We start from the raw sequence: 14,217 nt of genomic DNA, 5'->3' as shown, positions 1-14,217 counted from the left end.
TTTGGAAATCGCGGTGGGAGGTTGCTCCCCCTTACGCCACCTTCACCCGCGCAGCGCTCTCCGGAAGATCCGTGCCGAACGCGCGCTGGAAGAACTCGGCCACCGTCGGGCGTTCCAGCTCGTCGCACTTGTTCAGGAAGGTCAGGCGGAAGGCCAGGGCCACGTCGTGGTCGAAGATCTCGGCGTTCTGGGCCCAGGTGATCACGGTGCGGGGGCTCATGACCGTCGAGATGTCGCCGTTCATGAAGGCGTTGCGGGTCATGTCGGCGACGCGGACCATGGCCGCCAGGGTGCGCTTGCCTTCGGCGGTGTCGTAGCCGGGGTTCTTGGCCAGCACGATGGCGGCTTCGACGTCGTGCTCGAGATAGTTCAGCGTCGTGACGATCGACCAGCGGTCCATCTGGCCTTGGTTGATCTGCTGGGTGCCGTGATAGAGGCCCGTGGTGTCGCCCAGACCGATGGTGTTGGTCGTGGCGAACAGGCGGAAGTACGGGTTGGCGCGGATGACGCGGTTCTGGTCCAGCAGGGTCAGCTTGCCGCCGGCTTCCAGCACGCGCTGGATCACGAACATCACGTCCGGGCGCCCGGCGTCATATTCGTCAAACACCAGGGCGACGGGGCGCTGCAGCGTCCAGGGCAGGATGCCTTCGCGGAATTCGGTGATCTGCTTGCCGTCCTTCAGGACGATGGCGTCCTTGCCGACGAGATCGATCCGGCTGACGTGGCTGTCGAGGTTCACACGAACCAGCGGCCAGTTCAGGCGCGCGGCGATCTGCTCGATGTGGGTCGACTTGCCCGTGCCGTGATAGCCCTGGACCATCACGCGGCGATCATAGGCGAAGCCCGCGCAGATGGCCTTGGTCGTCTGCGGGTCGAAGCGATAGGCCGGGTCGATGTCCGGCACATGGCTGTCGCGGTGGCTGAAGGCCGGAACCTTCATGTCGCTGTCGACGCCGAACGCGTCGCGCAGCGTCACCCACTTATCGGGGACCAGGGTGGTCAGCGGATCGGCGGCGGAGCTGGTTTCGGCGAACTCGGGCATGCTTCCGGCTTACCGCCTTGGACCCGCCCGTTTCAAATGGAAATCCGCTCAAAGCGGGGGTTGGCGTTCACTTTCCTGGCGAGGGCGGGCTTCCCCGCGGGGAAGGCGACGAAGCCGAACAGAGTTGCGCGGGGCGTGATTCCAGCGTGACCGCCTTGCCAGATCCGAACGCCGCTCCAGATAAATATTGAGAGCGTCTTCGAGCGCACGCCCCGCGCGGCGGCCGATGCGGTTTGAATGTCGTTCCGTGCCCGTGACCGCCATCAGCCAAGAAGGAGCGCGCTGCTTGTATCGTCTGGACGTTCGGAGACTCTTCGCGGCGGCCGGTCGCGAGATCGGGGTGGCCTCCGCCCTGCTGATCGTAGCGCTCGGGGGCTGGGGTTTTGTGGGGATCGCTGACGAGGTGGTCGAGGGCGAGGCCCATGCTCCGGACCTGGCCGTGTTGCAGGCTCTGCGCGTGGCGGGTCAGCCCAGCGCGCTGGTGGGCCCCGAATGGCTGCATGTCGCCGCGGTGGACATCACCGCGCTGGGCTCAGTGGCGGTGCTGACCTTGCTGATCCTGGCGGCCTTCGCGTTTCTGGGCTCGCTGAAGCGCTGGACCGAAGCCTGGCTGCTGGCGCTGAGCGCGCTGAGCGGCGTGACCGTCAGCCAGGGCCTGAAGGCGGTGTTCGGCCGCGAGCGTCCCGACGAAGCCTATCGCGTGGTCGAGGCGGTCAACGCCAGCTTTCCGTCCGGCCACGCCATGCTGTCGGCGGTGGTGTTCCTGACCCTGGGCGTGCTGGCGGCGCGCTTTTCCGAACGGCGCAGGGTCAAGATCCTGGCGCTCAGCGCTGCGGTGATTGTCAGCCTGCTGGTCGGCGCCAGCCGCGTCTATCTGGGCGTCCATTGGGTCAGCGACGTGCTGGCCGGATGGAGCGTGGGCGCGGCCTGGGCGATGATCTGCTGGCTGGTCGCCTATCTGGTCGAGCGGCGGTTCAAGCCGTCTTCGGCTTCGGACGCCACCTGAGCTCCAGCGTGGTCCAGACCGCGCCGGCGAAGTCGCCCAGCCCCACCGCCAGCCAGGCCTTGGGCAGCCAGTCCAGCAGAACAAAGGCCCCCAGGATCACCAGCGACAGCACCCGCAGAACCACTGAGGCGCGCATATAGGTGCGCTGGCCGGTCCAGCCGGCGACGTGATAGCCCATGGCGTAGGCGAGCAGCAGCAGACCGCAGAACCGAACCCAGGGCAGGGCGGAGGCGTCGACCGGCGAGTCCAGCAGGCGCAGGACGGCGTTCGGCTGCACGGCCAGGGCCAGGCCCGCTGTCGACAGCAGGCCGCCCCAGAACCAGATGCTCCACGGCTTGCCGAACGGCACCGGCGTCACCGGCGTCGGCGGTTCGGTGGGCGCACGCCACGCCGGATCGCTGACTGTCATCTCTTAGGTCCCGCCCCCTGCTTCGGCGCGGGACAATGGCGCATTCGCCTAGCGCGCCGCAAGGGATCGCTGCGGTTTGAGAGGGGGCTAGCGCCTATCGGCGGATCATTCCCGCGAGCGCCTCATTGATCCGGCTCTGCCAACCTGGCCCCTGGGCCTTGAAGTAGTCGACCACCGAGCGGTCCAGGCGGATGGACACCGGCACCTTGGTCTCGGACTTCTGAGGGCCACGCACCCGAGCGGCGGTTTTTGGAAAGGCCGCCAGGACATGAGCCGGCAAGGACTCCGGCCCCTTGGATCGCGCGACGTCACCCGCAGTCCATTCCGGATTTTCCGGGTCAGCCATTGGCTTGCGAGACATAGCGCTTCATCTCCTTCTGGTGGGCGCGACGCAAGCTGATGGCTCGCAACTCGCCTTGGCGGTCGGTGAAAACCAGGCAGTGAGCGACGCCATCAATGAACCCGAGAGCCCGATAGCGCACCTCGCCATAGTCATGCCGCTCGTCCACCAGAACGGCCCGAATATCCATTTCTGGGGCTCGTTCGAGCGATACGCCATGCTTGGCGATATTCGCCTGGTTCTTGGCCGGGTCGAACTGCACATCAAATTGTATACACGATTAAGGCGGCCCTCTCAACGCCCCTCCCGCGTCTCGGCCGGGCGGGCTAGAACACCTCCATGCTCACCGCCCTACTTGGCCTCGCGCCGATCGTCATCGCCCTGCTGACCCTGTCGGCCATCTTCTCGGCCGCCGAGACGTCCATGACCGGCGCCAGCCGGGCGCGGATGCACCAGCTGGAACGCGAGGGCGACCGGCCCGCCAAGCGGGTCAACAAGCTGTTGTCCGACCAGGAGACGATGATCGGGGCGGTGCTGCTGGGCAACAACCTGATCAACATCCTGGCCTCGGCCCTGGCGACCCAGGTGCTGACCACCCTGATCCCCGGCCCCTGGGGCGTGGCGGTGGCCACCGCGGCCATGACCGTCTTGATCCTGATCTTCGCCGAGGTGCTGCCCAAGACCCTGGCCATCCTCCGCTCCGACGATGTGGCGCGGGCCCTGTCGGCGCCGACCCTGTTCATCGTGCGGCTGTTTGGCCCGATCATCTATGCGATCCAGTGGATCGTGCGCCGCACGCTGCGGGTGTTCGGCGTCAAGCTGGACATGGCGGTCGACGTGCTGGCCGCCCACGAGGAGATCCGCGGCGCGGTCGACTATCACCACTCCGAAGGCCTGGTGGAAGCGGGCGACCGCCGCATGCTGGGCGGGGTGCTGGACCTTTCGGACATGGACGTCTCCGAGATCATGGTCCACCGCAAGTCGATGGTGCTGCTGGACGCGGGCCTGCCGGCTCGCGATCTGGTGGCCCAGGTGCTGGAAGCCCAGCACACCCGCGTGCCGCTGTATCGCGACGAGCCCGACAACATCGTCGGCGTGCTGCACGCCCGCGACCTGCTGAAGGCCCTGGCCGAATGTCCGACGGGGCTGGAGGGCCTGGATATCGCCGCCATCCTGCGCGAGCCGTGGTTCATTCCCGACACCACCAACCTCAAGGACCAGCTGAACGCCTTCCTCAAGCGCAAGAACCACTTCGCCCTGGTGGTCGACGAGTATGGCGCCCTGCAGGGCCTGGTGACGCTGGAAGACATCCTCGAGGAGATCGTCGGCGAGATCGAGGACGAGCACGACACCACGCTGGAGGGCGTGCGCCGGCAGGCGGACGGTTCGGTGAATGTCGACGGCCACGTCACGGTGCGCGACCTCAACCGCGCCATGGACTGGCGGCTGCCCGAAGGCGAGGCGGTGACGATCGCCGGCCTGGCCATCCACGAGGCCCAGATGATCCCCGAGCCCGGCCAGACCTTCATCTTCTATCGGCATCGTTTCCAGGTGCTGCGCCGACAGCGAAACCAGATCACCGCGCTGCGGATCAGCGCGCGACTTGACGACGACAGCGAAGCTTAGGTTTCCTAGCTTCACAATTGACGGAACCGAGCGCCAATCCGTGCGTTGAGCTCCCTTAAGAACCAGGGGCGGTTCTGTGTTTGGGGGCGCGGCTTGGCCATAGTGGCTGATAGCGATGTTGGCGAAGTCGGTGACGCCGATCTCGACGCGCGCCTGCGCGAGCTGGAGCGCCGTCTCGCCGCCGAGGTACGCAAGTCCGACACCCTGGCGCGGGTCACCGAGGCGATCGCCTCCCGCAACGACGTCGACGCCTGCGTGCAGAGCGCGCTGGACGGCGCGCGTGAGATCATCGGCGCCGCCTATGGCGCGTTCTTCTACAACCAGGTGGAGCCTGACGGTGAGAGCTATGCGCTCTTCCGGCTGTCGGGCGCGTCGCCCGAGGCGTTCGCCAACTTTCCTCGGGTTCGCAAGACCGAGATCTTCAAGCCGACCTTCGACAACACCAGCGTGGTGCGTTCGGACGATATCACCCTGGACCCGCGCTATGGCCACAACACGCCGCGCCAGGGGATGCCCGAGGGTCATCTGCCGGTGCGCAGCTATCTGGCCATCCCCGTCGCCACCCGTCAGGGCGAGGTTCTGGGCGGTCTGTTCTTTGGCCACCCCGAGCCTGGTCAGTTCACCGTTCGCGACGAGAGCCTTCTGGTGGGGCTGGGCGCCCAGGTCGCGGCGACGATTGACACGCTCAAGCTCAAGGCCAGCGCCCTGGCCGAGCTGGAGCATCGGCGCAAGACCGAAGAACGCCTGAAGTTCGCCCTGGACAGCGGCCGCATGGGGTCTTGGGACCTGGACGTGACGACCAAGGCCTATGAAGCTTCCGACCTGTGCAAGGCCAATTACGGGCGACGCGCCGAGGAGACTCTCACCTTCTCCGACCTGGTCGAGACGATCCATCCGGACGACCGCCCGAGAATCCTGGCGGCGATCGACAGCGCCATCCGCGACGGCGCCGACTATGATGTCGAGTACCGGGTGATCCACCCCAGCGGCGAGCTGCGCTGGCTTCACGCGCGCGGTCGCGCCGCCCAGCGGGCCGATGACGGGGTCCGGCGCCTGGCGGGGGTGTCCCTGGACATCACCGAGCGCAAACGCGCCGAGGTGCGGCAAAAGCTGCTGGTCAACGAGCTGAACCACCGGGTGAAGAACAGCCTGGCGACGGTGCAGTCGATCGCCGCCCAGACCCTGCGCTCCTCCGCCTCGCCCGAGTTCTTCCGCGAGGCGTTCGAGACCCGCCTGATGGCCCTCTCGCAGACCCACGACCTGCTCACCCGCGAAAGCTGGGAGGGCGCCAGCCTGCGTGAGGTGTTCGACGTCGAGCTGCACGCCATGGCCGGCGAGGATCGCGTGAGCTTCGACTACGCCGCCGACGTTCGCCTCACGCCCAAGGCCGCCGTGGCCCTGGGGATGGGCGTCCACGAGCTGGCCACCAACGCGGTCAAGTATGGCGCGCTGTCCACCCCTGAGGGCCGCGTGAAGGTCGTCTGGGGCGTGGATCGGGACGTGCTGCACCTGACCTGGTCGGAAAGCGGCGGTCCCGAAGTGCGCCCGCCCACCCGCTTTGGCTTCGGCGCGCGCCTTCTTCGGCGCGGACTCGCAGCCGAGCTATCCGGCGGGGTCGAGCTGACCTATGATGCCGCCGGCCTCGTCTGCCACATGGCGTTGCCCCTGCGCGCCCTGGAGCCCTGATCCATGAAGACACTCTCGTCCCTGAAGGTTTTGGTCGTCGAAGACGAAGCCTTGGTCTCGATGCTGGTCGAGGACATGCTGACCGATCTGGGCTGCACCATCGTGGGCCCCGCCGCCGAGATCGAGGAGGCCTTGCGCCTGGCCGGCTCGGCCGAGATCGACGCGGCCTTGCTGGACGTGAACCTGGGCGGCCGTCCGATCTTCCCGGTCGCCGACGCCCTCAAGACCCGCGGCGTGCCGTTCGCCTTCGCCAGCGGCTATGGCGAGGCGGGCCTGACCGAGGACCATCGCGGGTCCACCGTGCTGCAGAAGCCGTTCCGCGAGGCCGACCTGCGCCGCGTGCTTGAGGGGCTGGTCGCTCAGATCGCCTAAGGCCGTAGGGCGGATGGCGCGCAGAGCGCCGCGCCCCGTCGGCATCCCATGAAAAAGGGCGGCCCGCGCAGGCGGGTCGCCCTTTTTGCTGATCGCAACCGCAGCGGCGATGCGCTGGACCGAGAACTCGGCCCAGCGCGGTCGCTTCTAGAAGCGGGCGTTCACGCTGAACTGGTAGGTGCGACCCACCGAGCTGTAGATGACGCCAACGGCCTCATCTTCCCAGCGCTTGCCGGCCAGGTTGTTGACGTTGAAGCGCAGGTCGATCTCGTCGGTGATCTTGTAGCCGACATAGAGGTTGTAGACCGCGTAGCCCTTGCGATCGAGATAGGCGTTCTGCTCGACCGTCGCCGGCACAGCCCCATTGAACCGGATCGTGTCCGACACGGTGTTGATGTTGAGGCTGGTCGAGATCTTGTCGCGCGAGTAGCCGATCGTCGTGTTGCTCTGCCACTTGGGCGTGCCGATGCTGCCGAGATATTGCTCGGTGTCGCCCGGCAGGCCGGTGCCGCTGAAGCTGGACTCGTAGGTCCGGTAGAGGTTGCTGTTCAGCGAGATGCGGCCCCAGTTGCCCGTCGAACCAAACAGCTCCGCCAGCGCCTTGCGGTAGGTCACCACGATGTTGGCGGCGCGCAGATTGGTCTGGGCCAGGTTCAGATAGGTCGACTGCCAGCCGTCGTTGACGCTGAACGCGCGGGCGGAGTTCGGCTCCGTACCCGCCGTGTAACGCGGCACCGAGGCGCAGCTGTTCACACCAAACTGAGCGCTGTTGTCGGGGTAGGCGGTCGAGTCATAGCAGTAGGTCAGCAGTTGCTCGGCCGACACGCGGGTCAGCTGATCCTTCAGCTGGATGTCAATATAGTCGAACGACATGCGCAGGTTCGGGATGAAGCGCGGTTCCAGGACCACGCCGGCCGTCCAGCTTTCGCCGCGCTCAGGCTTCAGCTCCATGTTGCCGAAACGGGCGCCCAGCACCGAGGGCGCGCCGGGGTTGAAGGTGCTGAGGAAGGTCTCGGCGTCGGCGTTGTTGGAGGCGTAGCCTGCGGCCCGGACCGCGGCGATGCAGTTGGCCCGGCGGGTCGCCGGGTTCAGACCCGAGTTGATGTTGCCCACCGAGCAGGGGTCGGCCATCGTCGTGAACGAGGCCTGGCCGCCCAGGAACAGCTCCACACCGTCCGGCTGGCGGATCGAGCGGGTGACATTGCCGCGGAAGGTGATGTCGCGGATCGGCTGGAAGGTGGCGGCCAGCGACCAGATCTTGGCCAGGTCGCCGTCATACTTCGGGCTGACCGTCTTCCCCAGCTGGTTGGTGAAGGTCGTCGCCTCACCGTTCTGCTTGGACCAGCGGACCGCCGGGTTGATTTCCAGGCGCTGGGCGAACGGCAGGCTGAACTCACCGCCCAGGATGGGGATGTTCAGCTCGACGCCATATTCCTGCGCCTCGGTCTCATACTGGGTCGCCGAGATCGCCGCCGAGCGCGTGCGGCCGTAGCGCGAGATTTCGTCGACCGAGTAGTCGTTCTTGGTGGTGCGGCGTTCAGCGGCGAGCGCCACGCCCACCGGACCGCCGGGCAGCTGGAACACGTCGCCGGTGATCGAGCCTTGCAGGAAGGTCTGGGTGTTCTCGAAAGCGTAGGTCTGCTGGGCGGTCACATAGTCCTTGGCCGCCTGAGTCATCTGGTTGTAGCCGAACGGGTTCAGCGGCTGGCAGCTGTCGATCATCGCCTGGGTGACCGTCGGGGTGAACGGCTGCTTGGCGATCAGGCCGCCCGACTGGGGGATGTCGGCCAGGTTGGTGACGATCACCGACGGGCTCTTACCCAGATAGGCGGCGGCGTTGGTCTTGGCCCGGCAGGTCAGGGCGCCGCTGCTGTCGCGGACGCTGTCGATCGCCAGCAGGTACTCGAGGTCGCGGATGCCCAGCGACTCGACCTTACCGTCAGCCTTGCCGTAGGTGTAGGAGACGTCCCAGGTCCAGGTGCGCTCCAGGAAGTCGAAGTCGCCCTTCAGGCCCTGCGCGAAGTTGCCGATATTGGTGACGCCGCGCTGCGGGTTGTCGCCCAGGATGTCCTGGTTGGTGCGCGACATGATGAAGTTATTGGCGCTGTTGACCGCACCGCTGTCGCGCAGCAGCTGCTGCGAGGCCGCGCTGAGGTAGGGGTTGTTGATGCTGACCAGGATGCCCGAGCCTTCGGTGCCGGCGGCGGTCACCGCGTTGCCCGAGGCCGCGTTGCGCGGCACCACGGTCCGCACCGTCGAATAGGTGTTCTGGCTGTAGGCCTGGATGCGGTCGTTGATGTCAAAGGTCGCGAAGGCCGTGAAGTTCTTACGGTTCTGCGCGTTCTGGATCAGGTTGGTGCGGCTGGTGTTGTTGCCTTGGATGCCCGGGGCGTTGCCCAGGGTGCCTTGAGCGTTCGGGCCGATGTTGGCGAACGACCAGTTCTCGGCCTGGCCATTGGCGTTGAAGCGGACCGGCTTGGCGATGAACGGGAACAGCGCCCGGGTCGCCGGGTCGGTGTTGGCCACGCGCGGGATGTTCGAATAGAGCGAGCCGACGATCAGGTTGATGTCGGTGTTCGGGTTCTGCGCCAGGTACTCGCGCAGGGTCGGCAGCTTGCTTTGCAGCACGTTGACCGCCAGCGTGTTGAGCTGGGCGACGGTCAGGCCGGCCGGGGCGGTGACACCGTACTTGGCGAACACGGCCGCGGCGGTGACGCCGGTCGGCAGCGAGGTCGGCGCGAAGTTCGGGAAGGTGCCCGACGCGGCGGTGGTGAAATAGAGACCGTTGCCGGTGGGGACGCCCGGGACCAGCTGCGAGGTCGCGCTGACCGAGCCCGTCGGCAGCAGACACGCCGTCACGCCGACGATCGTCGCCGGGCAAGCCGCCGTAGCGGTCGAGGGGGCGAAAGCCACGCCCGACGCATACTGCAGCGAATTGCGCGTGGCATAGGCGTAGGCGGTCGACGGAAGGCCGTCGTCGGTGTTGCGCAGGAAGGCGCCGTTGTTCAGGGCCGTGACGTCGATGGCGGCGTTGGCGGCGAAGTTCGGATTGCGCTTGGAGCCGTTGAACGCGTTGGTCACGCCGACGCCGGCGTCGATCACCCACGGACGGGCGTCGCCGTAGAGCGCATTGGTCTGGGTCTGTTCAAAGGCCAGGGTCAGGTTGGCCCGGTCGTCCATCAGGTTCCGGCCGACGATGACGCTGAAGCTGTAGCGGTTGGCGTCGCCCTTTTCCGAAGCCCGCGCGGAGGCGCGCACTTCGCTGCCGACGTACTTGTCCTTGATGATGTAGTTGATCACCCCGGCGATGGCGTCCGAGCCATAGGCGGCGGCGCCGCCGACGGTCAGGGTGTCGACGCGGTCGATGAGCTGCGACGGGATCGCGCCCAGATCGACCTGCGAACCGGCGTTGTTGCTGGTGACGAACAGGGTCGCGGCGTTGCCCGAGACCTGGCGGCGGCCGTTGACCAGCGTCAGGGTGCGCTGGCTGCCCAGACCCAGAAGGTCGGCGAAGGCGGTGCCCAGGCTCGAGGTCTGGCCGCCGTTGTTGGCGTAGGGGCTGGCGCCGACATTGACCATCGGCTGGCTCAGCACGATGTCATAGGCGTTGTTGAAGCCGCGCTCGATGATCTCTTCCTTGGTGACCTGCACCCCGGGGATCGTCCCGTCGAACTGCGGACGCTTGATGCGCGTCCCGGTGACGACGATCTCGGTCACCGTGGCCTGGGCCGGCGTCGTGTCCTGAGCAAAGGCGTAGCCGCCCATGACGGCGCTAGCCGCCGCGCCCGCGAGCAAAGCAATCTTCATTTGAAAAAAGTCCCCGAAACTCCCCGCCGATGGCGGAGCCCCTACTGTTGAATGGCTTGCTCGCCCGCGTTCTCGGCGCGAGACAAATTCGCCATGGCGGCACACTGGTCGGGGTCACGGGTTTTTGCCACAAATTAGTCTCGATCCCCCCGAACCGAGCAGCATCGCCTAAAAGTTAGGCAAGGCGACGCAGCAGTACGACGGCGCCGATCGCGGCTTCCCACCATCGAAAGTGCGAAAAACCGGCGAAAAAGTCGCTCGTCTCGCAAAACGCTGGCATGCCGCAGGGCGGATTTTACCCCTTAAGCGGCCTGCGCGTGGTCCTTTGCGGGGCTGTACGCGCAAGATTATTCTATTTTTGACGGAAGAGCGCCAGATACGTGACTTTTTGGTAACGCTGCGCCGGCAACCCGTCCGAATTTGGCCATGATCGCTTCTAGCGCCGCCGAAAGGCTTTAACGTCGGATCTTGAGGAATGGCCCTCTTTTGCTCCCGCGCGCGGCTGGCGTGACGGGCGCGCGTACTTTTGAGGACAACAAAAATATGGCGTTGAAAACCAAGGTTCTCCTGGCGACGACGATGCTGGGTAGCCTCACGGCTTTCGCTCCGGCCCTTGCCCTGGCGCAGACCGCGCCGGCGGGCCCCGGCCCAGGAAGCGACCGCCGTCGAGGAAGTCGTGGTCACCGGCTCGCGCATCCGCCGCGACCCGACCAACTCCCCGACCCCGCTGATCCAAGTCAGCCGCGACGACGTCGTGGTCACGGGTCAAGCCAGCGTCATCGACGTTCTGGCCGACATCCCCGCGCTGGCGGGCTCGCTGGTGCCGGAAGACACCACGGGTTCGGGCCTGAACGACGGTGGTCTGTCGCTGCTGAACCTGCGCGACCTGGGCACCGGCCGCACGCTGACCCTGGTCGACGGTCGTCGCCATGTCGGCTCGAACGGCGCTGGCCTGTCGGTCGACGTTGACACCATTCCGCGTCTGCTGATCCAGAACGTCGAAGTCATCACCGGTTCGAACTCGGCCCTCTACGGCGCCGACGCCGTGTCGGGCGTGGTCAACTTCGTTCTGCGCAAGAACTTCGAGGGCCTGGAAATCGACGGCACCGCCGCTCAGATCAACCAGGACGGCCAACTGAACCGCCGCCTGTCGGCCCTGGCCGGTCGTAACTTCCTCGATGGCCGCCTGAACGTCTACGCGTCGGCCGAGTACGAGAAGAACGACGAAGTCCGCGACAGCCAAGTCGACTGGCGCAAGAAGGCCTGGGTCCTTCTGAACAACGACAGCGACGTTGCGAACAACCAACCCGACGGCGTCCTGGACAACATCCTGATCAGCGACGCGCGCACGCTGTCGATCGGTCCGGTCGGCGGCATCACCGTCCTGGCCAACTCGCTGCGTCCGTCGGCCAACCCGAACGATCCGGACATCCCGTTCCAGAGCTGCTCGGCGGCCATCGCCCCGATGAGCGCCAACTGCTTCGCGATCGAACCGGGCAACTCGTTCATCTACGATCAGGCGGGCGCGGCTCGTAACCCGTCGTTCGGCACGTTCCGCGACGAGAACGGCTTCCAGCGCGTCACCAACATCGGCGGCGACGGCCTGAACCCGAACACCGATTTCAGCCAGGGCAGCCGTCTGCCGCGCTCGGTGAACTACCGCTTCCAGGGTGGCGTCAACTTCGACATCACCGAAGACCTGCAGTTCTTCACCGAAGCCAAGTACGTCAAGGAAGAGACCTTCGACGAAGGTCAGCAGACCTTCTTCGACATCGGCATCCTGCCGGTGGCGGCTGGTACGAACCCGTCGTGGTTCTCGAACAGCTCGTTCAACATCGGCCTGGACAACGCCTACCTGCCGGCCAACGTGCGCAACGCCGTCCTGGCCAACACGCGTACGCCGATCACGGCCTACAACACCGCGACCGGCGCGATCACCACGACCGCCGCCGTCTCGGACGTCCGCGCCCGTCACAGCCTGTTCGGTCCGCTCCGCACGCAGCTGAACGAAAAGGAACTGAAGCGCTTCGTCGCCGGCTTCCGCGGCAGCAAGGACGACTTCGGCTTCATCCACAACCTGTCGTACGAGCTGGGCTACACCTACGGTGAGCTGAAGAACAAGAACTTCGAACGGGGCGTTGACGCGCCGCGCTTCAAGTTCGCCACCGACGCCATCGTGGACACCGCCGGCATCGTCAACGGCAAGCCGGGCGAAATCGTCTGCCGCGTCCAGGTCCTGGACAAGCAAGGCGCCACCATCCGCGACGACGCCCGTTCGAGCCGTGACGGCCGGACGGTCAACTACGCCAAGGGCACCAAGGCCTACGAAGAGATCACCAACTGTAAGCCGATCCGCGTGTTCGGCCCGGGCGGCATCAGCCAAGACGCGGCCAACTACCTGCTGGCCGAAATCAACGTCCAGGAAAAGAACGTCCAGCAAGACGCCCTCGGCTTCGTGTCGGGCGAACTGTGGGACTTCTGGGGCGCTGGCCGTATCGGTCTGGCCGTGGGCGCCGAATGGCGTCGTGAAGAAACCGAAGCGATCGGCCGCTCGGCCTCGACCGGCGACCGTATCCTGTTCATGAACACGGGTCCGGACTTCCCGACCTCGTCGTACGAGACCAAGGAATACTTCGGCGAATTCCGTCTGCCGCTGCTGCGTGACCTGCCGCTCGCCAAGAGCCTGGAAATCGGCGCCGCCTACCGGAACTCGGAATACACCACGATCGGCAAGGTTGAGACCTACAACTTCAACCTGCTGTGGCGCCCGATCCAGGACGTCATGTTCCGGGCCACCACGGGTAAGTCGGTGCGCGCGCCGACCCTGGGTGAGACCTTCCGTCCGCCGACCCAGACCTTCGCCACGATCACCGATCCTTGCGATGCGCGGAACCTGATCAACCTGACCGACGCCAAGATCAAGGCGAACCGTGAGAAGAACTGCGTCGCGCTGGGCATCCCGACCGGCACGAACATTATCTACTCCAGCACGCCGGCCGGTAAGAACGCGGGCAACCCGTTCCTGAAGCCTGAAGAGTCGTACTCGATCACCGCTTCGATGATCGTCACGCCGCGCTTCTGGCCGAAGGCGACCTTCGTGTTCGATTACTACGACATCGAGATCAAGGACGTGATCGCGGCGGTCAGCGCGCAAACGGCGGCCAACCAGTGCGTCAGCGGTGACGTGCTGAACACCGCCATCTGCGCCACCCTGACGCGGACCGGCGGCGCCGGCTCGGGCACCACCCCGGCCTACGGCATCATCGACTTCATCCAAGGCTCGGTGAACTACGCCCGCACGACCAACCGCGGCATCGACTTCCAGTTCCTGTACCGCACCGATATCGAAGACATCATCGGCAAGGACTGGGGTCGCCTGAACTACCGTCTGTCGGGCAACTACCTGTTCGAGCAGCACGACTTCGTGAACATCTCGAACCCGAGCGAGCACATCGACAACGAGACGGGCCTTGGCCTGCCGCGCGTCCGCTTCTCCTCGCGCGTCAGCTGGGAAGTGAACGAAAAGCTGGCGATCACCTGGAACGCCGACTGGCAAGCTTCGCAGTGGCTGAGCAACGGCACGCGTCCGTTCGACGTCGACGATATGAAGGTCGACCCGGACAACCGCGACTCCCGTTACTACAGCACGCGTCCGTTCGTGCAGCACGACTTCACCGTGACGTACTCGCCGCGTGAGCGTCTGGTGCTGCGTGGCGGCGTGGTCAACGCGTTCGACCGCGAGCCGGATCGTTGGTTGGGCAACTCGACGAGCGACAACTTCGACCTCTTCGGTCGTCGTTTCTTCCTCGGCTTCAACTACAAGATGTAAGCTGAGACCCTCGGGTCGAAGCGGGAAGGGGCGGTCTTCGGACCGCCCCTTTTTCTTTGGCGATCAGGCGCGAAAAAGCCGCCGTCGATGTGCGACGGCG

10 protein-coding genes and 1 pseudogene are annotated in these 14,217 nt (G+C 65.9%); 5 read left to right on the top strand and 6 right to left on the bottom strand.

Features of this window, described 5'->3' with window-relative positions; genetic code table 11:
* Positions 1-31 precede the first annotated feature (31 nt).
* Together cobS and CA606_RS15255 are read right to left on the bottom strand one after the other, a co-directional pair.
* A complete protein-coding gene (gene cobS, locus CA606_RS15260; RefSeq protein WP_096050343.1) occupies positions 32-1,042 on the bottom strand; it encodes a cobaltochelatase subunit CobS in 1,011 nt (336 codons plus the stop codon).
* A 32-nt stretch (positions 1,043-1,074) separates the two neighbouring features.
* Positions 1,075-1,251: a hypothetical protein gene (locus CA606_RS15255; protein ID WP_096050344.1), complete on the bottom strand. Its 177-nt coding sequence runs from the start codon at positions 1,249-1,251 to the stop codon at positions 1,075-1,077.
* Between the two features lie 77 nt (positions 1,252-1,328).
* Between CA606_RS15255 and CA606_RS15250 the strand changes: the two genes are divergently transcribed.
* On the top strand, positions 1,329-2,048 hold the full coding sequence (locus CA606_RS15250; protein WP_181242620.1) for a phosphatase PAP2 family protein: 720 nt from the start codon (positions 1,329-1,331) through the stop codon (positions 2,046-2,048).
* Here CA606_RS15250 and CA606_RS15245 read toward each other — a convergent pair.
* The 3 genes from CA606_RS15245 to CA606_RS15235 all read right to left on the bottom strand — a co-directional run bounded on the left by CA606_RS15245 (position 2,017) and on the right by CA606_RS15235 (position 3,059).
* Positions 2,017-2,457, bottom strand: coding sequence for a hypothetical protein (locus tag CA606_RS15245; protein ID WP_096050346.1), 441 nt, complete (start codon positions 2,455-2,457; stop codon positions 2,017-2,019). The two genes, CA606_RS15250 and CA606_RS15245, sit on opposite strands and share 32 nt — an antisense overlap.
* A 94-nt stretch (positions 2,458-2,551) precedes the next feature.
* Positions 2,552-2,818 (bottom strand): BrnA antitoxin family protein, encoded by a 267-nt coding sequence (locus CA606_RS15240; protein ID WP_219933441.1) that lies wholly within the window; start codon positions 2,816-2,818, stop codon positions 2,552-2,554.
* Positions 2,796-3,059, bottom strand: coding sequence for a BrnT family toxin (locus CA606_RS15235; RefSeq protein WP_219933440.1), 264 nt, complete (start codon positions 3,057-3,059; stop codon positions 2,796-2,798). Before CA606_RS15235 ends, CA606_RS15240 begins: the two co-directional genes overlap by 23 nt.
* A 77-nt stretch (positions 3,060-3,136) precedes the next feature.
* Here CA606_RS15235 and CA606_RS15230 point away from each other — a divergent pair, with 77 nt between their 5' ends.
* The 3 genes from CA606_RS15230 to CA606_RS15220 all read left to right on the top strand — a co-directional run bounded on the left by CA606_RS15230 (position 3,137) and on the right by CA606_RS15220 (position 6,481).
* A complete protein-coding gene (locus CA606_RS15230; RefSeq protein ID WP_096050349.1) occupies positions 3,137-4,423 on the top strand; it encodes an HlyC/CorC family transporter in 1,287 nt (428 codons plus the stop codon).
* Between the two features lie 102 nt (positions 4,424-4,525).
* Positions 4,526-6,109, top strand: coding sequence for an HWE histidine kinase domain-containing protein (locus CA606_RS15225; protein WP_233282210.1), 1,584 nt, complete (start codon positions 4,526-4,528; stop codon positions 6,107-6,109).
* A 3-nt stretch (positions 6,110-6,112) separates the two neighbouring features.
* A complete protein-coding gene (locus CA606_RS15220; protein WP_096050351.1) occupies positions 6,113-6,481 on the top strand; it encodes a response regulator in 369 nt (122 codons plus the stop codon).
* A 147-nt stretch (positions 6,482-6,628) separates the two neighbouring features.
* Here the strand turns inward: CA606_RS15220 and CA606_RS15215 are convergent, their stop codons facing one another.
* Positions 6,629-10,288: a TonB-dependent receptor domain-containing protein gene (locus tag CA606_RS15215; protein WP_096050352.1), complete on the bottom strand. Its 3,660-nt coding sequence runs from the start codon at positions 10,286-10,288 to the stop codon at positions 6,629-6,631.
* A 543-nt stretch (positions 10,289-10,831) separates the two neighbouring features.
* Between CA606_RS15215 and CA606_RS15210 the strand changes: the two are divergent.
* Positions 10,832-14,117, top strand: a pseudogene (locus CA606_RS15210) (TonB-dependent receptor domain-containing protein).
* The last annotated feature ends 100 nt before the right edge of the window (positions 14,118-14,217 follow it).

It is taken from the genome of Caulobacter vibrioides (assembly GCF_002310375.3).
In the GTDB taxonomy this organism is placed as follows: Bacteria; Pseudomonadota; Alphaproteobacteria; order Caulobacterales; family Caulobacteraceae; genus Caulobacter; species Caulobacter vibrioides_D.
The sequence above is the reverse complement of the archived record's forward strand: the minus strand, read 5'-3'. Positions and strand labels throughout refer to the sequence as shown.